Source organism: Nocardia sp. NPDC003979, from assembly GCF_053605015.1.
The window spans coordinates 195,287-218,719 of the sequence record NZ_JBSGIJ010000008.1; the positions used below are offsets into that span (position 1 = coordinate 195,287).

Annotated in this window: 20 protein-coding genes; 14 read left to right on the forward strand and 6 right to left on the reverse strand. The window is 68.7% G+C overall.

Annotated features, from left to right (window positions below; all coding sequences use genetic code 11):
- Positions 1-61 precede the first annotated feature (61 nt).
- On the reverse strand, positions 62-2,539 hold the full coding sequence (locus ACWEVR_RS19185) for a phosphoketolase family protein (RefSeq protein ID WP_452468036.1): 2,478 nt from the start codon (positions 2,537-2,539) through the stop codon (positions 62-64).
- A gap of 162 nt (positions 2,540-2,701) precedes the next feature.
- Between ACWEVR_RS19185 and ACWEVR_RS19190 the strand changes: the two genes are divergently transcribed.
- From ACWEVR_RS19190 to clpX, 5 genes are all read left to right on the forward strand, one after another.
- Positions 2,702-3,223 carry an FKBP-type peptidyl-prolyl cis-trans isomerase gene (locus ACWEVR_RS19190; RefSeq protein WP_067642399.1) on the forward strand — a complete coding sequence of 174 codons (522 nt, stop codon included), beginning with the start codon at positions 2,702-2,704 and terminating at the stop codon, positions 3,221-3,223.
- A 142-nt stretch (positions 3,224-3,365) separates the two neighbouring features.
- Entirely contained in the window at positions 3,366-4,730 is a 1,365-nt protein-coding gene (gene tig / locus ACWEVR_RS19195) for a trigger factor (RefSeq protein WP_067486974.1), read from the forward strand.
- Between the two features lie 164 nt (positions 4,731-4,894).
- The gene (locus tag ACWEVR_RS19200) at positions 4,895-5,470 is read left to right on the forward strand and encodes an ATP-dependent Clp protease proteolytic subunit (protein ID WP_439263622.1); all 576 of its coding nucleotides are present in this window, start codon (positions 4,895-4,897) and stop codon (positions 5,468-5,470) included.
- A 45-nt stretch (positions 5,471-5,515) separates the two neighbouring features.
- Positions 5,516-6,181 carry an ATP-dependent Clp protease proteolytic subunit gene (locus ACWEVR_RS19205; RefSeq protein WP_067486212.1) on the forward strand — a complete coding sequence of 222 codons (666 nt, stop codon included), beginning with the start codon at positions 5,516-5,518 and terminating at the stop codon, positions 6,179-6,181.
- Between the two features lie 212 nt (positions 6,182-6,393).
- Positions 6,394-7,674, forward strand: a complete 1,281-nt coding sequence (gene clpX, locus ACWEVR_RS19210; protein WP_067486214.1) for an ATP-dependent Clp protease ATP-binding subunit ClpX — start codon at positions 6,394-6,396, stop codon at positions 7,672-7,674.
- A 76-nt stretch (positions 7,675-7,750) separates the two neighbouring features.
- Here clpX and ACWEVR_RS19215 read toward each other — a convergent pair whose 3' ends face one another.
- Complete coding sequence (locus ACWEVR_RS19215; protein WP_067486980.1) at positions 7,751-8,560, reverse strand: hypothetical protein; 810 nt, start codon at positions 8,558-8,560, stop codon at positions 7,751-7,753.
- 475 nt (positions 8,561-9,035) lie between these two features.
- Here ACWEVR_RS19215 and mihF point away from each other — a divergent pair, with 475 nt between their 5' ends.
- Positions 9,036-9,350: an integration host factor, actinobacterial type gene (mihF, locus tag ACWEVR_RS19220; RefSeq protein ID WP_019045768.1), complete on the forward strand. Its 315-nt coding sequence runs from the start codon at positions 9,036-9,038 to the stop codon at positions 9,348-9,350.
- Positions 9,351-9,419: 69 nt separating this feature from the next.
- Here mihF and ACWEVR_RS19225 read toward each other — a convergent pair whose 3' ends face one another.
- A complete protein-coding gene (locus ACWEVR_RS19225) occupies positions 9,420-10,580 on the reverse strand; it encodes an FHA domain-containing protein (protein WP_452468037.1) in 1,161 nt (386 codons plus the stop codon).
- 152 nt (positions 10,581-10,732) lie between these two features.
- On the opposite strand from ACWEVR_RS19225, the gene ACWEVR_RS19230 reads away from it, so the two are divergent.
- Both ACWEVR_RS19230 and ACWEVR_RS19235 read left to right on the forward strand, forming a co-directional pair.
- Positions 10,733-11,374 carry a TetR/AcrR family transcriptional regulator gene (locus ACWEVR_RS19230; protein ID WP_452468038.1) on the forward strand — a complete coding sequence of 214 codons (642 nt, stop codon included), beginning with the start codon at positions 10,733-10,735 and terminating at the stop codon, positions 11,372-11,374.
- Positions 11,371-12,006: a GNAT family N-acetyltransferase gene (locus ACWEVR_RS19235; protein WP_452468039.1), complete on the forward strand. Its 636-nt coding sequence runs from the start codon at positions 11,371-11,373 to the stop codon at positions 12,004-12,006. The genes ACWEVR_RS19230 and ACWEVR_RS19235 overlap by 4 nt, the downstream gene beginning before the upstream one ends.
- Before the next feature lie 41 nt (positions 12,007-12,047).
- Here ACWEVR_RS19235 and ACWEVR_RS19240 read toward each other — a convergent pair whose 3' ends face one another.
- Together ACWEVR_RS19240 and ACWEVR_RS19245 are read right to left on the reverse strand one after the other, a co-directional pair.
- Complete coding sequence (locus ACWEVR_RS19240) at positions 12,048-13,607, reverse strand: glycerol-3-phosphate dehydrogenase/oxidase (RefSeq protein ID WP_452468040.1); 1,560 nt, start codon at positions 13,605-13,607, stop codon at positions 12,048-12,050.
- An 18-nt stretch (positions 13,608-13,625) separates the two neighbouring features.
- Complete coding sequence (locus ACWEVR_RS19245; RefSeq protein ID WP_439263759.1) at positions 13,626-14,234, reverse strand: TetR family transcriptional regulator; 609 nt, start codon at positions 14,232-14,234, stop codon at positions 13,626-13,628.
- Between the two features lie 229 nt (positions 14,235-14,463).
- Here ACWEVR_RS19245 and ACWEVR_RS19250 point away from each other — a divergent pair, with 229 nt between their 5' ends.
- Together ACWEVR_RS19250 and ACWEVR_RS19255 are read left to right on the forward strand one after the other, a co-directional pair.
- Positions 14,464-16,041 carry an FAD-binding oxidoreductase gene (locus tag ACWEVR_RS19250; RefSeq protein ID WP_452468084.1) on the forward strand — a complete coding sequence of 526 codons (1,578 nt, stop codon included), beginning with the start codon at positions 14,464-14,466 and terminating at the stop codon, positions 16,039-16,041.
- Positions 16,038-16,988: a diacylglycerol kinase family protein gene (locus ACWEVR_RS19255; protein WP_452468041.1), complete on the forward strand. Its 951-nt coding sequence runs from the start codon at positions 16,038-16,040 to the stop codon at positions 16,986-16,988. The genes ACWEVR_RS19250 and ACWEVR_RS19255 overlap by 4 nt, the downstream gene beginning before the upstream one ends.
- Positions 16,989-17,037: 49 nt before the next feature.
- On the opposite strand, the gene ACWEVR_RS19260 is transcribed toward ACWEVR_RS19255, so the two are convergent.
- A complete protein-coding gene (locus ACWEVR_RS19260) occupies positions 17,038-17,802 on the reverse strand; it encodes an AAA family ATPase (protein ID WP_452468042.1) in 765 nt (254 codons plus the stop codon).
- Between the two features lie 370 nt (positions 17,803-18,172).
- On the opposite strand from ACWEVR_RS19260, the gene ACWEVR_RS19265 reads away from it, so the two are divergent.
- From ACWEVR_RS19265 to ndk, 4 genes are read left to right on the forward strand one after another with little or no spacing between them, the layout of a single operon-like run.
- A complete protein-coding gene (locus ACWEVR_RS19265) occupies positions 18,173-20,851 on the forward strand; it encodes a valine--tRNA ligase (protein WP_452468043.1) in 2,679 nt (892 codons plus the stop codon).
- Complete coding sequence (folC, locus tag ACWEVR_RS19270) at positions 20,848-22,335, forward strand: bifunctional tetrahydrofolate synthase/dihydrofolate synthase (RefSeq protein WP_439263606.1); 1,488 nt, start codon at positions 20,848-20,850, stop codon at positions 22,333-22,335. Before ACWEVR_RS19265 ends, folC begins: the two co-directional genes overlap by 4 nt.
- Before the next feature lie 44 nt (positions 22,336-22,379).
- Positions 22,380-22,778, forward strand: a complete 399-nt coding sequence (locus tag ACWEVR_RS19275; RefSeq protein WP_067642365.1) for a DUF4233 domain-containing protein — start codon at positions 22,380-22,382, stop codon at positions 22,776-22,778.
- A gap of 46 nt (positions 22,779-22,824) precedes the next feature.
- Positions 22,825-23,241: a nucleoside-diphosphate kinase gene (gene ndk / locus ACWEVR_RS19280; protein ID WP_439263604.1), complete on the forward strand. Its 417-nt coding sequence runs from the start codon at positions 22,825-22,827 to the stop codon at positions 23,239-23,241.
- Positions 23,242-23,433: the final 192 nt, after the last annotated feature.

Below are 23,433 nucleotides of genomic sequence, written 5' to 3' on the forward strand. Positions count from 1 at the left end.
TACGGCGTTGCTCGGTCATCGCCTCCATCGTCGACCAGCCGCGACCGGTGCCGCAACCGCGTTACGTCACAGTGGGGATCGACGCCTCCGGCCAGGCCCAGTTCGCGACGGCCGGAATGTCCTCGCCGTGCTCCCTTGTCCAGCTGCGCGCGGCGAGCCGGGCGTCGACCATCTCCTGGCGCAGACCCGCCGCCCGCGTGCGCAGGCCGGGCACCCGGTCGATCACGTCGAGCACCAGGTGGAAACGGTCGAGGTCGTTGAGCATCACCATGTCGAACGGGGTGGTGGTCGTGCCCTTCTCCTTGTATCCGCGCACGTGCAGGCCCGCGTGATTGTGCCTGCGGTAGGTGAGCCGGTGCACCAGCCACGGGTAGCCGTGGAAGGCGAAGATCACCGGCCGGTCGGTGGTGAACAGGGTGTCGAAGTGGGCGTCGGACAGGCCGTGCGGGTGCTCCTCGGCCGGCAGCAGCCGCATGAGATCGACCACATTGACGACGCGCACCCGCAGGTCGGGCAGGCGGTCGCGCAGGATCGCGGCGGCGGCCAGCGTCTCCAGCGTGGGGACGTCGCCCGCGCAGGCGAGCACTACATCGGGGGTGGTGCCCTGGTCGTCGTTGTGCCCGGCCCACTCCCAGATGCCGACGCCGCGGGCGCAGTGCACGGCGGCTTCCGGCGCCGAAAGCCAGTCCGGCCCGGGCTGTTTGCCCGCGACCACCACGTTCGCGTAGTGCAGCGAACGCAGGCAGTGGTCGTAGGTGGACAGCAGGGTGTTGGCATCGGGCGGCAGGTACACCCGGACGATCTCGGGGCTCTTGTTCACCACCACATCGAGGAAACCCGGGTCCTGATGGGTGAAGCCGTTGTGGTCCTGGCGCCACACGTGCGAACTCAGCAGGTAGTTCAGGCTCGGGATGCGGCGTCGCCACGGCACGGCGAGGCTGGCGTCCAGCCACTTCGCGTGCTGGTTGAACATGGCGTCGACGATGTGGATGAACGCCTCGTAGCAGGTGAACACGCCGTGGCGGCCGGTGAGCAGATAGCCCTCGAGCAACCCCTGGCACATGTGTTCGGACAGCACTTCGACCGCGCGGCCGGTCGGTGACAGCGCCACATCCCAGCGCCCGACTTCGGCCTGCCAGTCGCGGCCGGTCACCTCGAGAATGTCCTGCAACCGGTTGCTGGCGAGTTCGTCGGGGGCGAAGGTCAGGAAGTTGTGCGGATTGCGGGCGGTGACGTCACGCAGCCAGCCGCCGAGCACCCTGGTCGGTTCGTGTCTGCTCGCGCCCGGCTGTTCCACCGGCACGCCGTATTCGCGCCAGTCCGGCAGGTCGAGATCGCGGACCAACAGCCCGCCGTTGGCCACGGGATTGAGGCTCATCGGCCGATCGGGGATCCGGTCGAGCAGGGCGGGCAACGGCCTGCCCGCTTCGTCGAAGAGTTCCTCGGGCCGATACGACCGCAACCATTCCTCGAGCACCCGTCGGTGTTCCGGGTCGGTGCGCGCCGCGGGCAACGGGACCTGGTGGGCGCGGAAGGTGCCCTCGACCCGCTCGCCGTCGACCACCGGGGGACAGGTCCAGCCCTTCGGCGTGTGCAGCACGATCATCGGCCAGCGGGGACGGGTGGTGTCACCGTCCTCGCGCGCCGCCCGCTGGAACCCGGCGATCCGGTCGAGGCAGGCGTCCATGGCGGCGGCCATCTTCTGATGCACCCGCGACGGATCGTTGCCCGACACGATCAGCGGTTCGTAGCCGTACCCGCGCAGCAGTTCGATGAGCTCATCACGGGGGATGCGCGCGAGGATGGTCGGATTGGCGATCTTGTACTCGTTGAGCGCCAGGATCGGCACCACCGCGCCGTCGCGGGCCGCGTTGAGGAATTTGTTCGCGTGCCAGCTGCCCGCCAGCGGACCGGTTTCGGCCTCACCGTCGCCGATCACGCAGAACACCGTGAGATCGGGGTTGTCCAGCGCGGCGCCGTAGGCGTGCAGCAGTGAATAGCCGAGCTCACCGCCCTCGTGGAAGGAACCGGGGGTCTCGGGAGCGCAATGGCTCGGGACGCCGCCGGGGAACGAGAACTGATGGAACAGCCGGCGCATACCGTCGGCGTCGCGGGGGATGTCGCGGTAGAGCTCGGCGTAGGCGCCCTCTAGCCAGGCGCAGGCGTTGGGGCCCGGCCCGCCGTGGCCGGGGCCCGCGACGAAGACGGCGTTCAGGTCGCGTGCGCGGATCACCCGGTTCGCGTGTGCCCACACCAGATTCAGGCCGGGCACCGTGCCGAAATGGCCGAGCAGGCGCGGCTTGATGTCGGTGGAACGCAGCGGCTCGCGCAGCAACGGGTTGCGCATCAGGTAGATCTGGCCGACCGCGAGATAGTTCGCGGCCCGCCACCACGTGTCGACCGCGATCAGTTCCTCACTGGTCAGCGGGCCAGGGGTTTCGGTGAGCGAATAGGGTTGGGGCGCAACTGATTCGCCCTCGCCACCGCCACCGATATTGTCGGCGGCGGTATCCCCCTCGCTGTTGCTGAGCCGGGTCATCGCAGACTCTCCTCGCACTCGCCTGAGCTGCGGCGTCGCCCGCCGCCGGACTGGTCGGCGCGCCGGAGGACACCCGGCGGCGCCGGTGGAGAAACGCAGTGCCGAGCCTACCGGTCGTGCCGGTTCGCACCGCCGGACCCGCGCTCCACTACTGTGCGGGCCATGGCTTCTCTCCCCAGGATCATCGGGACCGGACTGGTCGCCCTCGCCGCCCTCGTCAGTGCGGCATGCGGGTCCGACAGCGGATCGGCCGAATCCAAGGCGGCACCGACGCGCGAATGCATCGCCGAGGACATCAAGGTGGCGGGCGGCTTCGGTGACCCGCCGGAGATCACCATCCCCGACGACTGCACCCCGCCCAAGTCGCTGCTCGTCAAGGACCTGGTGCCCGGCACCGGACCCGGCGCGGTGGCCATGCAGCCACTCACCATGAACTACGCGCTGGTCACCTGGTCGGACAAGCAGACCCTCGACAGCTCGTTCAAGCGCGGTGCGCCCTTCGACCTGACGCTCGGCGCGGGCCAGGTCATCGAGGGCTGGGACAAGGGCCTGCTCGGTGTGCAGCAGGGTGCGCGCAGGCTGCTCATCGTGCCGCCGGATCTCGGCTACGGCGAAGGCGGCAACGGCGTCGCGCCCAACGAGACACTGGTCTTCGTCACCGACGCGGTGCAGGTCGGCAGCTAGCCGCCACCGCAACCAACCGCCGATTGCACGACCGCGCGTGCGGTCAACTACCCTGGTCGGGATGCGTGCGTCCGCACCGACTCAGGGCGCGACGCCCCATGCGGGGGCCACCACCATGAACTACGAACCAAGGAGCATGTCCGTGAAGAGCACCGTCGAGCAGCTGAGCCCGACCCGGGTCCGGATCAACGTCGAGGTGCCCTTCGAGGAGCTGAAGCCCGACTTCGACAAGGCGTATAAGGCGCTGGCCCAGCAGGTGAAGATCCCCGGCTTCCGTCCCGGCAAGGCTCCGGCCAAGCTGATCGAGACCCGCGTCGGCCGTGGCGCCGTGCTCGAGCAGGTCGTCAACGACGCGCTGCCGAACAAGTACGCCGAGGCCGTGCAGGCCGGCGAGGTGAAGGTCATCGGCCAGCCCGAGATCGAGATCACCAAGATCGAGGACGGCGACGAGCTGGCCTTCACCGCCGAGGTCGACGTGCGCCCGGAGATCGCCCTGCCCGACTACTCGGGCATCGAGGTCACCGTCGATTCCTTCACCATCGGCGACGAGGACATCGAGCAGCAGCTCACCTCGCTGCGTCAGCGCTTCGGCACCCTGACCGGTGTCGAGCGGGCCGTGCAGGACGGCGACTTCGTCTCGATCGACCTGTCGGCCACCGTCGACGGCGAGGACGTGCCCGAGGCCGCCACCACCGGCCTGTCGCACGAGGTCGGTTCGGGTCAGCTCATCGAGGGCCTCGACGAGGCCGTCATCGGCCTGAAGGCCGGCGAGTCCGCCGAGTTCACCTCCACCCTGGTCGCCGGCGAGCACGCCGGTAAGGAAGCCGTGATCACCGTGACCGTGCAGTCGGTCAAGGAGCGCGAGCTGCCCGAGGCCGACGACGAATTCGCCCAGCTCGCCAGCGAATTCGACACCATCGACGAGCTCAAGGAAGACCTGAAGGGCCGCGTCGAGCGCACCAAGAAGATCGAGCAGGCCGGTCAGATCCGCGACAAGGTCCTCGACACCCTGCTCGAGACCGTCGAGGTGCCGCTGCCCGAGGCCGTCGTCAAGGCCGAGGTCGACGCGGTGCTGCACGACGCCGTGCACGGCTTCGACCACGACGAGGCCAAGCTGGCCGAGGCGCTCGAGGCGCAGGGCTCCTCCCGCGAGGAGTTCGACAAGGACACCCAGGAAGCCGCCGAGAAGTCGGTGAAGACCCAGCTGCTGCTCGATGCCATCGCCGAGGCCGAGGGCACCCAGGTGGGCCAGCAGGAGCTCACCGAGCGCATCCTGTTCCAGGCCCAGCGCTACGGCATGTCGCCGGAGCAGTTCATCCAGCAGGTGCAGCAGGCCGGTCAGCTGGGCGCGGTGTTCGCCGACGTGCGCCGCGGCAAGGCCCTGGCCGGAGTTGTCGGTCAGGTGAAGGTCACCGACACCGACGGCAACGAGGTCGACACCACCGAAATGTTCGGTGACCCTGCGGATTCCGCCGAGACCGAGCAGGGCGAAGCCGCTGCTGAGTAAGTTTTGCCGGCGTGATTTGATTGCGCTGTGAGCGAAGAAGGGCGGTACCGGGAGTTCGGTGCCGCCCTGTTTCGTTAGTGTTTGAGACGACGACGAACCGTAGGCCGTTTGCAATCGGTGAGAAGAGAAGGCAGGTATCCGTGACAATCAACCAGGCAGGGGTCATGACAGCCGCTACTGCTGGTCTCAACCTCAGTGATTCCGTGTACGAGCGGCTGCTGCGCGAGCGCATCATCTTCCTTGGCACCCAGGTCGACGACGAGATCGCCAACAAGATCTGCGCGCAGATCCTGCTGCTCTCGGCCGAGGACTCGACCAAGGACATCGCGCTCTACATCAACTCTCCCGGTGGCTCGGTCACCGCGGGCATGGCCATCTACGACACCATGCAGTTCGCCGAGTGCGACATCAAAACCGTCGCGATGGGCCTGGCCGCGTCGATGGGGCAGTTCCTGCTCACCGCGGGAACCAAGGGCAAGCGTTTCGCGCTGCCGCACACCCGGATCATGATGCACCAGCCGTCGGCCGGTATCGGTGGTTCGGCCGCCGACATCGCGATCATGGCCGAGCAGTTCGCGCACACCAAGCGCGAGCTCAACGAGCTGCAGGCGCTGCACACCGGCAAGTCGGTCGAGCAGGTGACCGAGGACGCGGATCGCGACCGCTGGTTCACGGCGAAGGAAGCCCTCGAGTACGGCTTCATCGACCACGTGGTCAGCCACGCGAACCAGACGACGTAACCCACGCCGCGCACCGACACACTCGACTCGACCCTGGAGACAACCATGGCCAATCTGATCGACCCGCGCGCAGGCTTGGGTGGCGCTGCCGCCGCCAACCCGCAGTCGCGCTACATCCTGCCGCAGTTCACCGAGCAGACTTCGTTCGGCGTCAAGACCTCCGACCCGTACAACAAGCTGTTCGAGGAGCGCATCATCTTCCTGGGCAACCAGGTCGACGATGTCTCGGCCAACGACATCATGGCCCAGCTGCTGGTGCTGGAGTCGCAGGATCCCGATCGTGACATCACCATGTACATCAACTCGCCCGGTGGCTCGTTCACCGCGCTGATGGCGATCTACGACACCATGCAGTACGTGCGTCCCGACGTGGTGACGGTGTGCCTGGGCCAGGCCGCCTCGGCCGCCGCCGTGCTGCTGGCCGCCGGTGCCCCCGGCAAGCGTGCCGCGCTGCCCAACGCGCGCATCCTGATCCACCAGCCGTCCTCGGGCGGCGTGCAGGGTCAGGTGTCCGACCTCGAGATCGCCGCCGCCGAGATCGAGCGGATGCGGCGTCTCATGGAGGTCACGATTTCGCGGCACACCGGCAAGTCCGAGGAGCAGGTCCGCAAGGACACCGACCGTGACAAGATCCTGACCGCCGAGGAAGCCAAGGAATACGGCATCGTCGACCAGGTCTTCGACTACCGCAAGCTCAGCGGACAGAAGTGACACGCCCGGGTCCGTCGCCTGCTACCCGGCGGCGGACCCGGTTTTCTGCTACAACCCAACACATCGAACATGCGCGAGTTGTCGACCTGGCTCGCGCACAGCAGGTACGGTCGACTCAGGGACCATTGCTCTGATTGTCGGCACCGAAACGTATTCCGGCCCAATCGGAGGACGAGGGTCGCACTCGGACATAGGAAGTAGGGACCTACGAGATGGCGCGCATCGGAGACGGCGGCGATCTGCTCAAGTGCTCGTTCTGCGGAAAGAGCCAGAAGCAGGTCAAGAAGCTCATTGCGGGCCCTGGGGTCTATATCTGCGACGAGTGCATCGATCTCTGCAATGAGATCATCGAGGAAGAGCTGGCCGAGTCGAGCGAGGTCAAGCTCGACGAGCTGCCCAAGCCCTCGGAGATCCGTGATTTCCTCGAGAACTACGTGATCGGCCAGGACACCGCCAAGCGGACCCTCGCCGTCGCGGTCTACAACCACTACAAGCGCATCCAGGCGGGCGACAAGGGTCGCGACAGCCGGGGTGAGGCCGTCGAGCTGATGAAGTCGAACATCTTGATGCTCGGCCCCACCGGTTGCGGCAAGACCTACCTCGCGCAGACGCTGGCCAAGATGCTGAACGTGCCGTTCGCCATCGCCGACGCCACCGCGCTCACCGAAGCCGGTTACGTCGGTGAGGACGTCGAGAACATCCTGCTCAAGCTCATCCAGGCCGCCGACTACGACGTGAAGCGCGCCGAGACCGGCATCATCTACATCGACGAGGTCGACAAGATCGCTCGCAAGAGCGAGAACCCGTCGATCACCCGCGATGTCTCCGGTGAGGGTGTGCAGCAGGCGCTGCTGAAGATCCTGGAGGGCACGCAGGCGAGTGTGCCGCCGCAGGGCGGACGCAAGCACCCGCACCAGGAATTCATCCAGATCGACACCACCAACGTGCTGTTCATCGTGGCGGGCGCGTTCGCGGGCCTGGAGAAGATCATCTCCGACCGCACCGGCCACCGCGGTATCGGTTTCGGCGCCGAGGTGCGCTCCAAGGCCGAGGTCGACACCGACGACCACTTCGCCGACGTGATGCCCGAGGACCTGATCAAGTTCGGTCTGATCCCCGAGTTCATCGGCCGGCTGCCGATCGTCGCCTCGGTGACGAATCTGGACAAGGAATCGCTGGTCAAGATTCTCTCGGAGCCGAAGAACGCGCTGGTCAAGCAGTACGTCCGCCTGTTCGAGATGGACGGTGTCGACCTGGAGTTCACCCCCGACGCCCTCGAAGCGGTCGCCGATCAGGCCATCCTGCGCGGCACCGGTGCGCGTGGTCTGCGGGCGATCATGGAGGAAGTCCTGCTGCCGGTGATGTACGACATCCCGGGCCGCGACGACGTCGCCAAGGTGGTCGTGAACGCCGACACCGTCACCGAGAACGTCCTGCCGACCATCGTGCCGCGCAAGGCCCAGCGTACGGAGCGTCGCGACAAGTCGGCCTAGGCCGGCCCCGAACACCACAGCGCCCGCCGGATCCGATCCGGCGGGCGCTGTGCTGTGTGGTCGGTTGTCGGGGTGGTCAGTTGTCGCGGAACGACGGCGCCGCCGACACGATGTCCTCGTCGTCCTCGGCGGGGATCTCGGCCGAGGCGCGGGCGATGGCGGTGCTGTAGCGCGCGCTGGCGGCATTGTGGATGAGCAGGGCCACACCGATCATCACCGGGGCCACCGCGTGCACAGCGGCGTCGTACCAGTTGCCCGCGCTCAGATGCGGGTAGGTGTTGAGGGCGATGGTGAGCGCGAGCAGGAAACCCTCGGCGACGAACACCTGGGTGCGGTTGCCCATCACGCCCCACTCCGAGACCCGGGTGGTGCCGATCATGATGATGACCAGGCAGACGCTGATCATCGCCTCCAGGCCGAAACTCGCCCAGAACAGCGGATCGCTCGGGCCGCCGGGGGCGATGTTGTGCTGCACGTTCACCGCCGACCACAGCATGCCCGCGATCACCACGCCGGCCAGCGCGCGCAACGACCAGGTTCGGTGCTGGTAGAGGGAGGCCAGCCGGGCGCGCGGGTTGGATTCGCGGCGCTGCGCGGCGATGGCCTTGCGGGCGAGCATGAGGTCGGCCATCTCGGCTCGTTCGAGCTCGGCGGTCGTCTCGCGCAGGCGGTCGGCGTGCGTCGAGGCGGCTTTGATCTGCTTCCAGCGCTGATCGCGCTCGTAGGTGCGGATCTTCTCGGCCAGCTCGCGTTCGGCGCGCAGTTCGTCTTCCGAGAGCGCGTCGGTCAGGGCCGGGTCGGATTGATAGGTGATGCGTTGCCGGGCACGTTCCACCCGGACGGGCAACGCGAGGACTTCGTCATCGAGCGGGTGTTCCTCGCGCATCGCAACTCCAGTGTGCAAAAGGGTTCGCCTGGTCGCGTCATTGTTGCGCATCGAGGCGCCCGAGGCACATCCGAGGTCCGGGTCGATCGAACATGCGGATGCCGGAAACTTCTGGCGCACAACTGTGTAGCTGTTTCAGAGGCCGTCGTGGACACGGTGACGAACGATTCGCATCGTTCGCGCCCGGTTGCCGAGGAGCTTCGTTGATCCTCCGTGGTTCGCCGTTGAACCTTTGTCCCGTTCGGTGCTTCTGATGATGATGTCGCTGCCGGTCATCAGGGTGTTACCTGGTGTTCGGAAACTTTCGTTTCGTCCTTTTCGTCCGCCTTGCAGGGCGTTCACCCATTAAGACGGGCTCACCTCGCAAAACTCATCGGCGTATCCTCGCGGTGTGTCGGACTGATGCTGCTGATTTCGTGCTGTTTACTCGGTCCGTCAATCAGATGTTCGAGTGACGAGTGGAAGCGGAGGAGACATGGCACTGCCTACGATGACCGCCGAACAGCGCACCGAGGCGTTGGCCAAAGCGGCTGCCGTGCGCAAGGCGCGCTCGGAACTGATCGGCAAGGTGAAGGAGGGCAAGGTCACCGTCGCCGATCTGCTCAAGAAGGCCGACAGCGACGACCTGGTCAAGAAGACCAAGGTCGCGGCCGTGATCAAGGCGCTGCCGGGCGTTGGCCCGGTGAAGGCGGCCAAGCTGATGGATCAGGCCGAGATCCCCGAGGATCGTCGTATCGGTGGTCTCGGTGCACGCCAGCGCGCGGCACTGCTCGACGCCCTCGAGGCCTGAGCCGGATCGTGATCCGGCGCCCGTGGTGCACCACGCACGGGCGTCGGGATGGTCTCGGGCTCGCGGAGCTCAGACGCAGTAGGTCAGCAGGAAATCATTGATACGCAGGCGCCAGCCCGGCTGCAGTTCGATCGGGAGGGTGCCGACCCGCGACCACCGGTCGCTGTCGGGGGCGGCGAAATAGGTGCCGGAGGTGGCGGGCGCTTCGCGGACGAACACCTTGCCCCGGTCGGGATCGACGAAGGCATGAACCCGCGAGACCAGCCGATCGCGTTCGATCAGGATCGGCGTGGCCGCGGACTGGCGAACGGAATTGTCGCCGGAGGGGTTGCGGCCGAGCACATATGGCCGGTCGAGGGGATAGCTCATTCCGTCCTCGGTGACCAAGGCGCCCCGTGGACTGGACGAATTGACCAGGTGCTCTTGGCTTTTGCGCAGCCCAACCGGCTCGGCCCGCTTGGCGGCATCGATCGCCTGCGACCACGCCAGCGGTGCGTGCGCGGCGGGGGAATTGCGCGGACCGGTGCTCACGGTGGCGCCCTCACCGGAATCGGGCCGACCACCCACGCTCACGGTCTCACCGTCCGGAATGCTCGTCACCGGCTCGTCGGCCACGGCGAAACCACTGGTCGACGGCTGGGCCGCGACGGGCTCGGCCTCGCTGCGCGGGCGCACCGCCTGGAACCCGGTGGCCTCGGTGGGTGGTGGTTCGTCGATCGCCTCCACCCGGCGCGGTGCGGGACCGCGACGACGCCCCAGGTTGAGCACGAAACCGTTGCCGTTGACGATGCCCGCGCGCAGATCCGTCCGTGGGTTGGCGCTGGTCGGGTCGGCCATCTCGGCGCCGATGGCGATGCGGCGGACCGGTTCGCGAATGATCTCGTCGACCCAGGTGAAGGCGCGATCCCCGGCCAGGCGCCGGTTGCCCTCGGCGCCGGAGACCTCCGCGATCACGGTGCCGCGCAACAAGATCAGGATCCCGTCGGCGGTGGGAGCGAGGACACCGAACGGCGGCGGCGCCGACGCGCCGCCGAACACCACCCCGGCCAGCCGCTGGGCGAGTGCCGCACCGGGTGCCGAGGCTGTGGTGTTGAGCGCGACGGTCTCGACCGCACCGAGTAAGCGGTCGGTCGACGGTGTCTCGCCGGCCAGATAGACCACTACATCGCCGAACCGAGCGACGATTCCGGTACCGGGCACGATTGCCACGGTGGACGAATGCGCGCGCATCAACGCCTCCTTGTCGGACGGGGTCACTGCCAGCATAGAGGGACACGGCGGGCTCGGAAGCGGGTTGTCGCAGGCTTCGCAAACTGACCGGACGGTCTCGCGAACATTGTTCGTCGCAAACGACGTTCGGGTGGCGGGTAGGATTACCTGCCATGAATGCCGCACCCGTCAGTCGCCGGGCCAGACCGGCGAAAGCTCCACTGAGTCGTGACATCGTCATCGAGACCGGATTGCGCATCCTCGACTCCGAGGGATCGGCCGCGCTCACCATGCGCCGGGTGGCGCAGGAACTCGATACCGGTGCCGCCTCGCTCTACGTCTACGTCGCCAATCGCGACGACCTGATGACGGGCATGCTCGACCACGTCCTCGCCGCCGTACCGACACCCACCCACGGCGACTGGCGCGAGCGCCTGGAAGCCCTCGTCACCTCGGCCGTCGACGCGCTCGGCCGCCACGAAGGTCTCGCGCTCGTCGCGTTCGCCCGGTCCACCGGTCGCGCGCTCGGGCTGGTCGAGCAGTTGCTCGGCCTGTTGCGCGAGGGCGGCCTCGACCCGGCCAGGGCCGCCTGGGCCGTCGACTTGCTGTACCCGCACATCACCGCCGCGGCCGCCGAGCGGGCCGTCTACGACGACACGACGGTTTCGCGCCGTCTCGCCGGCCTGCCCGCACGGAACTACCCGAACCTCACCGCCGCCTGCGAGCACCTGGCGGGCGACGCCGCCGTCCGCACCCGGTGGGCACTGAACGCGCTGCTCAACGGCATCCTCACTACCCCAGTGGAGGTGCGATGACCGGCCTCGAGCACGTACCCGCGCTGGTTACCAGCTGCCCCATCGCACCGGGCGACCCCGTTCAGCGCCGTGCACCGATCCGGGGCGGCGAGCTCAACCGGCCGGGCGGACCGATCCGGCCGGCCCGCGAACGCGATATCGCCACGCTGCAGGAGATCGAACGTCGCGCCGGTGCGCCGTTCGCCGAAATCGGCATGGTCGCCGTCGCCGAGGACGAGCCGCCGTCGGCGGAACTGCTGCGCGAGTTCCTCGTCGGCGAACGCGCCTGGGTATGGCCTGATGCGCGGGACGAACCGATCGGTTACCTGCTGCTCGGCATCGTCGACGGGCAACCGCACATCGACCAGGTGTCGGTCGACCCCGCCTTCGCCGGTCTGCGGATCGGCAAGAGCCTGATCGACCATGCCGTCACCTGGGCGAAATCCCAGGGGCTGCACGAACTCACCCTCACCACCTTCACCGAGGTTCCTTGGAACGGTCCCTACTACGAGCGGCTCGGCTTCACCTACATCCCCGTCGACGACGAACCACCCGGCCTGCGCGCTGTCCGTGCCGAGGAATCCGCCAACGGCCTCGACGAATGGCCGCGCGCGTGCATGCGCGTCGATCTGCGGGGCTGGGTGTACGACTGACCCGTCGCGTCGGTCGAAGGCTGCTTCCGGAGTCGGACGGCTTACGGGCGACGTCCGATGATCGCGGCGTTGCGGGCGAGGGCGGCTTCGGCGGCCGGAGTCGCGGCGGCGCGGTCGGTGGGGACCAGGCCGATGCGGGTGCGGCGGTCGAGGAGATCGTCGACTGTTTCGGCGCCCTCGTGGGTGATGGCGAAGTCGAATTCGGCGGCGGTGACGTCGATTCCGGGGGCGACGGGTTCGGCGAGGGCCGGGTCGGCCAGCCAGGCCGAGACGATGGCGCCCGCTTCGTGCCCGTAACGCTCGATCAGCACCGGTGGGGCGTCGATGCGGTCGCGGGCCGCGCCGGACACCGCGCCGACCAACGGGAGCCGGGTGGTGCGGCAGGGCGCGGCCGACAGGCCGGTGTGCGCGATCGCGGCGTCGATCGCGTCCTGCGCCATGCGCCGGTAGGTGGTGAGCTTGCCGCCGACGACGGTGATGAGCCCGTCGGGTGCGGTGAGCACGGCGTGCTCGCGGGAGATGTCGGCGGTACTGTCGTCGGCGGTCTTCAGCAGGGGCCGCAGCCCGGCGAAGCGGCCACGGATGTCCTTGCGCGTCAGCGGCTCCCGCAGCCCGGTGTTGATGGTGTCGAGCAGGAAGTCGACCTCGGCCTCGGTGGGCTGGGGCTCGTCGGGGATCGGGCCGGGGGCGTCCTCGTCGGTGAGGCCGAGGTAGACGCGGCCGTGGGCGGCGGGCAGGGCGAACACGAAGCGGCTGATGCTGCCGGGCACGGGCACGGTGAGTGCCGCGCTGAGCCCACCGAAGGCGGCGGCGTCGAACACCAGGTGGGTGCCGCGGCTCGGGCGCAGTTCGATGCTGCTGTCGACCTCGCCCGCCCACACGCCGGTCGCGTTGACGACGGCGCGGGCGCGCACGTCGAGCGTCTCACCGGTGCGCGTATCGCGTAGCCGCACCGAATTGCCATCGGCGCCAACGGCTTCCATGCGCGTGAGCACGGTCGCGCCCTCACCGGCCGCCGTGCGAGCCAGGGCGACGACGAGGCGGGCGTCGTCGACGAGCTGCCCGTCCCACGCCTGCAACCCGCCGCGCAGGCCGTCACGGCGCACGGTCGGCGCCAGCCGCAAAGCCTCCGCGGCGGCGACCTTTCGCGATCGCGGCAGGACCGCGGCCCGGGTGCGCGCGGCCACCCGCAGCGCGTCACCGGCGGCGAAACCAGCACGGATCAAGGAACTCTGAGCCGCACCCATACCGGGCAGCAACGGAACGAGCTGGGGGAGCGGGCGCACCAGATGGGGTGCCGTGGTGCGCAACAGGATGCCGCGTTCGACCGCGCTCTCGTGGGCGATGCCGACCCTCCCGCTCGCCAGATAGCGCAACCCGCCGTGCACGAGCTTGGAACTCCAGCGGCTCGTGCCGAAGGCGAAGTCGTTGCGCTCCACCAGCAGGGTGCGCAGGCCGCGCGCGGCGGCGTCGAGCGCGGCACCGGCACCGGTGACACCCGCGCCGATCACCACCACATCCACCTCCGGGTGATCGCCGAGCGCGGCGAGGTCGGCGGTGCGGCGAGCCGCGTGGAGCGCGGTGGGTGAATCAGCAGTCATCACAATCCTTGTCGGGGTTCAGGGAAGCAGGTAACCCTCGATCGCCCTCGCCAGCTCGGTGTCGAACTGCGCACCCTCGAGCAACGGCGCCATCGTGCCCGCCGACTGCACCGCCGACTGGGCGATGAGCAGCAGCATGGCGGCCAGCTGCTCGGGTTCGCCCGCCCGGATCGACCCGTCTTCCTGGCCGATCCGGATGGCGGTGGCGAACAGTTCGATGAGCGTGCGCTGATTGCGCCCGAGCCTGCCGAACACGTAGGTGAGCATGAGGTCGGTGTCGGTGCGGAAGATCTTGGCGAACACCGCGTTCGCCCGCACGGCCGCGGCGCCCGCCACGATGCCGCGCACCAGCCGGTCGAGGCCGAGGCCGGTGTCGGGCATGGTCTCGGCGACGATGGTGCGCAGCTCGCGCACCAGCAGTTCCGCGATGAGCGAGCCGGTGTCCGGCCACCGCCGGTACACCGTCGGCCTGCTCACACCGGCGCGGCGTGCCACTTCGGTGAGCGTGGTGCGGCGCACCCCGAAATCGACGACGCAGGCCCGCGCGGCATCGAGAATCGCCATATCGGTAGGCGAAAGCCGCTGGTCGGCTCGAGCCGCGAGGTCGATCATCCTGTACACCCCCATGGTGTTCGACGACGCCGTGGTGAGCGCCGTGGTCTGGCCGGAACGCCCAAGGGTATCGAGCGCGCCGGTGGGTTCGTCGCCGCGAATTCGCGGCAGTGACATCCGACAACTGGGTAGAGGCCGACTCGAGGAGATCTCGTGTAGTTACTGCTTGACACTATATGTCAGGATGTAACGCATGGTCGAGTTGAACAGCGAAATGTCCGGATCGACGGCCGAACGGCCGAGTATGGTGTGGGACGCCTGGGGTGTGCCCGCCGGACATCAACCCCTGTCGGCGCAGATCCGCGGCCTGCTCACCCAGGTCTTCGGGATCTCGGGAGAGCCGGCGGCACGACGCGACGAGGGCGACGTGCCGCTGGTCGCGAGCACGCTCACCGCCACCACCCGCGCGGACCTCGCCGCCCTGGTCGGTGCCGAGCACGTCAGCACCGACGACATCGACCGGCTGCGGCACGCCGGCGGCAAGAGCACCCTCGACCTGCTGCGCCGCCGAGACACCCGCCCGCAGGACGCGCCCGACGCGATCGTCGCGCCCGCCGACCACGACGCGGTGCTGGCCGTACTGCGGTACTGCTCCGCGCACGGCATCGCGGTGGTGCCCTTCGGTGGCGGCACCAGTGTCGTCGGCGGCGTAGACCCGGTGCGCGGCCGATTCCCCACGGTGATCGCGCTCGACCTGCGCAGGCTCGACACCCTCACCGACGTGGACCCGGTGAGTGGCACCGCCACCCTCGGTGCCGGGCTCACCGGCCCGCAGGCGGAGAAACTGCTTGCCGGGCACGGTCTTTCGCTCGGGCATTTCCCGCAGAGTTTCGAATTCGCCACCATCGGCGGGTTCGCCGCGACCAGGTCGTCGGGGCAGGCGTCGGCGGGCTACGGCCGTTTCGACGACATGGTCCAGCGACTGGTGGTCGCCACCCCGCAGGGCACCCTCGATCTCGGCCGCGCGCCCGCCTCGGCGGCCGGGCCCGACCTGCGCGAACTGTTCGTCGGGTCCGAGGGGACGCTCGGCGTGATCACCTCGGTCACCGTGCGGGTGCACCCGATCCCCGAAACCACCGCCTACCAGGCGTGGTCTTTCCCCGACTTCGCCACCGGCGCGGCCGCCCTGCGCACCGTGGTGCAGACGGGTGCGGCGCCGACGGTGCTTCGCCTGTCCGACGAGGCCGAGACCGGCCTGAACCTGGCCCGCTCGAGCGACATCGGCGGCGCGCCGGTGTCCGGCTGCCTTGCGGTGACGACCTTCGAGGGCACCGCGGCCCACGTCGCGGCCCGCAGCGCCGAAGCGAGCGAACTGCTCAGCGCCGCAGGCGGAACCGCGCTCGGGACAGCCCCGGCCGAACAGTGGGAACACGGCCGTTTCGCCGCGCCCTATCTGCGTGACGCCCTGCTCGATGTCGGGGTGCTGTGCGAGACGCTGGAAACCGCGACCAGCTGGTCGAACCTGGCGAACCTGAAGGCGAAAGTGACTGCCGCGCTGTCGGATTCGCTCACGGCCCAGGGCACGCCCGCGCTGGTGATGTGTCACATCTCGCACACCTACCCGACCGGTGCGTCGCTGTACTTCACCGTCGTGGCCAAGCAGCTCGAGGATCCGATCGCGCAGTGGCGCGTCGCCAAGACCGCCGCGGGCGACGCCATCATGGCGGCCGGTGCCACCATCACCCACCATCACGCCGTCGGTGCCGACCACCGTCCGTGGATGGGCGCCGAGGTCGGTGACCTGGGCGTACAGGTACTGCGGGCGGTGAAACACGAACTCGATCCCGCAGGCGTGCTGAATCCTGGAAAGCTGGTGCCGTGAAACAGCATTCGGTACAGCGATTATTGCTCGTCACCAACCCGCACTCCGGTGCCGGTCGCGGTGACGGTGTCGCCGAGGCGGTCCTGGCGGTAGCCCTGGCCGGTGGCGTCGAGGTCGCACAGGTGCGGGCGCCGAGCGCGGCGGAATCGGTGGAGCAGGTGGCCGCCGCGATCGCCGACCCGGGCAGGCGGCCCGACGCGGTCGTCTGCGTGGGCGGTGACGGTCTGATGAACGTGCTGCTCGCCGCCGTCGCCCACACCGGTGTGCCGCTCGGGCTGGTTCCCGCGGGCACGGGCAACGACCTCGCCCGCGAACTCGGCATCCCCACCGGTGACCCGCGCGCCGCCGCCGAGATCGTGCTGCGCGGCCGCACGAAGACCATCGACCTGGGCCGCATCGAATCCGTCGGCGCCACGCCCACCTGGTTCGCCACCATCGTCGGCGCCGGTTTCGACGCGCGAGTCACCTTGCGCGCCAACGCGATGCGCCGCCCACGTGGACCGCTGCGCTACACCTTCGCCGCCGCCGCCGAACTCATGCGCGGCTACACGCTGCCGTTCCAGATCGAGATGTCGGGTCTGGCGCCCGGCGCGCTCGACAACCCCGACGACGCGCACGCGGTGATCTACACCGACGCCGTGATGACGCCCATCGGCAATACCCGCACCTACGGCGGCGGCATGCTGGTGTGCCCCGAAGCCCTGCCCGACGACGGCTACCTCGACATCACGGTGGTCGGCGCGGTCTCACGACTCGAGATGGCGCGCCTGCTGCCCGCTCTGTCGGCGGGCAAGCGCATCGATCACCCCTCGACCAAGCGGTACCGCGCCCGCCGCATCACCGTCACGGCCTCGGGCGGGTACGCCACCGCCGACGGTGAGCCCGCGGGCACCCTCCCGATCACCGTCCAGGCGATGCCGGGAGCACTGACGGTACTGGTGCCCTGACCCGCACCGTGTGTCGTGTCAGGAAGGGCCGGCGCAGCCGTCGGCGGAATCAGGTCGGCCGGTGTCGGTCTGGATCCGTCGCAGGCGCCCGGTCGGCCGCGGGCGGGCGGTGGGCCGCAGTCAGGCGACCCGGCATGAAGCTGATGCGTGCGACCGCGGAGAGCGTCGGGCGGTCGACGATCACCACCGACGCGGCGGGCAACGGGCCGCGCGGCTCGGTGCCGCGCGCGCCCACATCGCGCATCAGGCGTTCCCAGCGGCGGCAGTGCGCGCCGAAGGCGACGATGTTCACCCGCCTGCCTCGCGTGAGCTGACCATGTCTGGCCTGGGTGGCAGGCACATCGATCAACACCATGTGCACCTCGCGCGCGCCCGCCCGCGCCCAGCGCGCGGTCAGGTGGCGACTCCAGGCGAAGGTCGCGCAGTCGTGGATGGCGACCGGACCATCGGCGACCAGCAGCGCCGCGCGGATCGCGCGGTAGTGCGCCAGGTGCACCAGCGGACGCCACAGGGGATAGGGCACCCGCCCGAGCCGGTGCCGCAACCGGTTGCGGGCGTGATTGGAATCGAGCACCAGCGCACCCGCTGCGGTGCGCACCGGCATCTCCGCGTTCGGGTCGGCGCCGAAAAGCCGATGCAGCGCAGTGGATTTCCCCGCGCCGGGCACCCCGGCGAAAATCAGCACGGCGGTAGCCGGGTAGCGCAATTCGTCGACGTGGTCCGCGCGTAAGTCCAGCAGCGATGTGGGGGAGACGATCCGGATCGGCGCGGATCGGTCGGCGGAGGGGGAGCTGGCATCGAGCGGGGGCGTCACCCTCTCCAGAATCCGGGAAAACAGACAATTCGGCAATCGGTGAACACCCTGAAGTTCGCGCCGACCGGCCTGTCGGACAACAGTTTCCGTGTGTCGATGGAGACACTCACAAACCTCGCCGACCACCGCTTGGAAGAATCTGAGAATTGGCTATGTATTCGAGGGGCGGCCGAAAATCGCCGGTAGAGTCGACCACGAGAGGCGAAGTCTTCGGTGTCCCTCATCCACCGAAGACCTCGCCTCTGTTTTGTTGGAGCGCCGGCGCGCTCGAGGTTCGCGGCGGACCCTCCTCGAGGTCGGGTCGTACGTGGCTGGGACTGCGGGGTGAGGCGGGGGAAAGCCGGTTGTCCGTTCCCCTTAGGATTGGGGCGTGACCAGCGCAGCCCCAGACAACTCGCGTAATCGTGCCGATGCCCTGCCCAAGAGCTGGAATCCCAGCGAGGTAGAGGCCGACCTGTACGAGGGCTGGGTAAACGCCGGGTACTTCACCGCCGACGCCACCTCGGCCAAGCCCGCGTACTCCATCGTGCTGCCGCCGCCGAATGTCACCGGCACCCTGCACATGGGGCACGCGCTCGACCACACCCTCATGGACCTGCTCACCCGCCGCAAGCGGATGCAGGGGTACGAGGTGCTGTGGCTGCCGGGCATGGACCACGCGGGTATCGCGACCCAGACCGTGGTGGAGAAGCAGCTCGCCGTCGACGGCAAGAACAAAGAGGACTTCGGTCGCGAGCTGTTCATCGACAAGGTGTGGGACTGGAAGCGCGAGTCCGGCGGCCAGATCCAGGGGCAGATGCGTCGTCTCGGTGACGGTGTCGACTGGAGCCGTGACCGGTTCACCATGGACGACGGGCTCTCGCGCGCCGTGCAGACCATCTTCAAACGGCTCTACGACGCCGGCCTGATCTACCGCGCCGAGCGCCTGGTGAACTGGTCGCCGGTGCTGCAGACCGGCATCTCCGACCTCGAGGTCGACCACAAGGAGGTCGACGGCGAGCTCGTGAGCATGCGCTTCGGCTCCCTGAACGACGACGAACCGCACGTCATCGTGGCCACCACCCGGGTGGAGACGATGCTCGGCGACACCGCCGTCGCCGTCCACCCGGACGACGAGCGGTACAAGGCGCTGATCGGCACCACGCTGTACCACCCGATCACCGGCCGCCAGATCCCGATCGTCGCCGACGACTACGTCGATCCGGAGTTCGGTTCCGGCGCGGTGAAGATCACCCCCGCACACGACCCCAACGACTTCGAACTCGGCCTGCGCCACGGCCTGCCGATGCCGACGATCATGGACAAGGCGGGCCGGATCGCCGACACCGGAACGGAATTCGACGGCATGGACCGTTTCGAGGCGCGGGTGAAGATCCGCGAACGCCTCGAGGCCGAGGGCCGCATCGTCGGGCGCAAGTACCCCTACAAGCATCAGGTGGGTCACTCGGAGCGTTCCGGCGAGCCGATCGAGCCGCGCCTGTCGATGCAGTGGTGGGTCAAGGTCGACACCCTGGCCAAGGCCGCGGGCGACGCGGTGCGCGACGGTGACGTGAAGATCCATCCGGCCAGTCAGGAACCGCGCTGGTTCGACTGGGTCGACAACATGCACGACTGGTGCATCTCGCGTCAGCTGTGGTGGGGCCACCGCATCCCGATCTGGTACGGGCCCGAGGGCGAGATCGCCTGCCTCGGCCCGGACGAGCAGGCCCCCGAGGGCTGGGTGCAGGACCCCGACGTGCTCGACACCTGGTTCTCCTCGGGTCTGTGGCCGTTCTCCACGATGGGCTGGCCCGACGCCACCCCCGAGCTGGCGAAGTTCTATCCGACCAGCGTGCTCGTCACCGGTTACGACATCCTGTTCTTCTGGGTGGCCCGGATGATGATGTTCGGCATGTACGTCAGCGACGACCCGGTGCTCACCGCGGGCAAGGGCGGGCAGAAGCAGGTCCCGTTCGAAGACGTGTTCCTGCACGGCCTCATCCGCGACCAGCACGGCAAGAAGATGTCGAAGTCGCGCGGCAACGGCATCGACCCGCTGGACTGGATCAACTCCTACGGCGCCGACGCGCTGCGCTTCACCCTGGCCCGCGGCGCCCAGCCCGGCGGCGACCTCTCGGTCGGTGAGTCGCACGCGCTCGCCTCGCGCAGCTTCGTCACCAAGCTGTTCAACGCCACCAAGTTCGCGCTGATGAACGGTGCGCGCACCGGCGACCTGCCCGCGCGCGACACCCTCACCGACGCCGACCGCTGGATCCTCGACCGGCTCGACCGGGTCCGCGCCGATGTCGACTCCGCGTTCGGTTCCTACGAATTCGGCAAGGCCTGCGAGGCGCTGTACCACTTCGCCTGGGACGAGCTGTGCGACTGGTACCTGGAACTGTCGAAGGTGCAGTTCGCCGAGTCCGACGCGCGCGCCGAGAGCACCTCGGTGGTCCTCGGCAATGTGCTCGACGCGGTGCTTCGCCTGCTGCACCCGGTGATCCCGTTCGTCACCGAGACCCTGTGGAAGGCACTCACCGGCGGTGAATCGGTGGTGGTCGCGCCGTGGCCGCAGGCCAGTGGTGTGGCCGCCGACGAGCGGGCCGCCCAGCGGGTCGCCGACGCGCAGCGCCTCATCACCGAGATCCGTCGCTTCCGTGGCGATCAGGGCCTGGCCGACAAGCAGAAGGTGAAGGCCACGCTGGTCGGCATCGAGGAAGCCGGACTCGCCGGCTTCGCGGCGTCGGTGGCGAACCTGGCCCGCCTCACCGAACCCGGTGACGACTTCTCGACCACCGCCGAGGTGGAGGTCCGCCTGTCCACGGCCACGGTGACCGTCCAGCTCGACACCTCCGGCGCCATCGACCTCGACGCCGAACGGCGCAGGCTGGAAAAGGATCTCGCGGTCGCGCAGAAGGACCTCGACCAGACCACCGCCAAACTGGCCAACGAGGCGTTCCTGGCCAAGGCGCCGCAGCAGGTGGTCGACAAGATCACCGCTCGCCGCGACGTGGCCACCGCGGAGGTCGCCCGGATCAGCGCACGCCTGGCGGAGCTGAGCGCCAAGTGAGCGACATCGGCCCCGACGACGGCGATCTCGGCCCCGAGGAGGCGGGCTTCGGCGGTGACGACTACCGCCCGGCCCAGCTCGGCACCGGTCCGTCGCCGGTCGAGCTGGCCGAAATGGCGCTCGTCGAAGCCGAACTCGACAAACGCTGGCCCGAAACCAAGATCGAGCCGTCGCTCACGCGCATCAGCACGCTGATGGATCTGCTCGGCAACCCGCAGCACAACTACCCGGCCATCCACATCGCGGGCACCAACGGCAAGACCTCGGTGACCAGGATGATCGACGCGCTGCTCACCGCCCTGCACCGGCGCACCGGCCGGATCACCAGCCCACACCTGCAGCTGGCGACCGAGCGGATCAGCATCGACAACGCGCCGATCAGCCCCGCCCGGTACGTGGAGACCTACCACGAGCTCGCGCCGTACATCGACATGATCGACCAGCGCTCCGCCGAGGCGGGCGGCCCGGCGATGAGCAAGTTCGAGGTGCTCACCGGCATGGCCTACGCGGCGTTCGCCGAGGCACCCGTCGACGTGGCCGTCGTCGAGACCGGCATGGGCGGTACCTGGGACGCCACCAACGTGATCGACGGCCAGGTCGCCGTCATCACCCCGATCGGCCTGGACCACACCGAGTACCTCGGCCCCGACCTCGAGTCGATCGCCAAGGAAAAAGCGGGAATCATCAAGCGCGCCAAGGAAGCTCTGGTTCCGGTCGACACCGTCGCGGTGATCGCCGAACAGGCCCCCGAGGTGATGGACGTGCTGCTGCGCCGGGCCGTGGAGGCCGACGCGGCGGTCGCGCGCGAAGGCGCGGAGTTCCGGCTGCTGGAACGGGCCGTCGCGATCGGCGGCCAGCTGCTGACCCTGCAGGGGCTCGGCGGGGTCTACGACGAGATCTTCCTGCCGCTGCACGGCGAACACCAGGCCCGCAACGCCGCGCTCGCGCTGGCCGCCGTCGAGGCGTTCTTCGGGGCCGGGGCCGAGCGTCAGCTCGACATCGAGGCCGTACGCGCCGGGTTCGCCGCCGTCACCAGTCCCGGCCGGATGGAACGGATGCGCAACGCGCCGACCATCTTCGTCGACGCCGCCCACAACCCGGCGGGTGCGCAGGCGCTGGCGAACACACTCACCGGCGAATTCGACTTCCGCAAGCTGGTCGGTGTGGTCGCCGTCCTCGGCGACAAGGACGCGGCGGGCATCCTCGACGCCCTGGAACCGGTGTTCGACGAGATCGTCGTCACCAGCAACGGGTCACCGCGCGCCATGGACGTCGACACCCTCGCCGACCTGGCCGTCCAGCGTTTCGGCGACGAACGCGTGATCACCGCCGACACCCTGCCCGACGCCCTGGAATCGGCGATCGCCCTGGCCGAACAGGCAGGCGACGACGGCGACGTGATCTCGGGTGCGGGCGTGATCGTCACCGGATCGGTGGTCACCGCAGGCGCCGCCCGCGCCCTGTTCGGGAAGGGGCCGGCGTGAGTGGTCAGCCGGAAAACGACGCGAGCACGCCGAACGGATCGAGCATGAGTGAGGTACCCCCGCCCGCTACCGATCCCTGGAAGGGATTCCGGGGGGTGATGGCCGGGACGCTGATCCTCGAAGCGATCGTGGTGTTGCTGGCGCTGCCGGTCGTCGGTTCGGTCGGCGGCGGGGTGACCTGGTTCTCGGGCACCTATCTGGTGGTCCTGGCACTGCTGATGATTCTCGGCGCCGGATTGCAGCGCAAGCCGTGGGCCATCCCGTTCAACCTCGGGCTGCAGGTCCTGGTGCTGGCGGGAACGTTCATCCACCTGTCGATCGGGATCATCGGGCTGGTGTTCGCGGCCGTGTGGGCATTCATCCTGCTGCTGCGCGCCGACGTGCAACGACGCATGGACGCCGGGTTGTTGCCGAGCCAGCGGATGCGCCGGACCCAGTCCTGAACGGGGTCGTTCGGCGTGGATGCCTACCCGACGCTAGGGTTAGCGCGTGACTGAGCAGACGTTGGTACTCATCAAGCCGGACGGTGTCTCCCGTGGCCTCGTCGGCGAGGTCCTGGCGCGCATCGAGCGCAAGGGCCTCACCATCAAGGCGCTGGAGCTGAAGAACGTGTCCGCCGAACTGGCGGGCGAGCACTACGCCGAACACGCCGAGCGGCCGTTCTTCGGTTCGCTGATCGAATTCATCACCTCCGGCCCGGTCGTCGCGGCCGTGCTCGAAGGCCCGCGCGCGATCGCCGCGTTCCGCCAGCTCGCCGGTGGCACCGACCCGGTCGAGAAGGCCGTCCCCGGAACCATCCGCGGCGACTTCGGTCTCGAGACCCAGTACAACCTCGTTCACGGCTCCGACTCGCCCGAGTCCGCCAAGCGTGAGATCGCGCTCTGGTTCCCCGAATCCCCCGCCTGACGGTGCTGTCCTCGCTCGTCGCGTCCGGTTCGGACGCGACGGGCTCGAGTGACGGTTCCGCGCGCGAGTTGCGCCGATGGCGATCACCGCGCGAACCATATGGGATACTGAAGACGGATGTGTTCGATACCGATGTCATCGAAGCCCCACCAGGGCGGTCGGTGACAGCCTGACGCGCAGGTACGCGGCAGC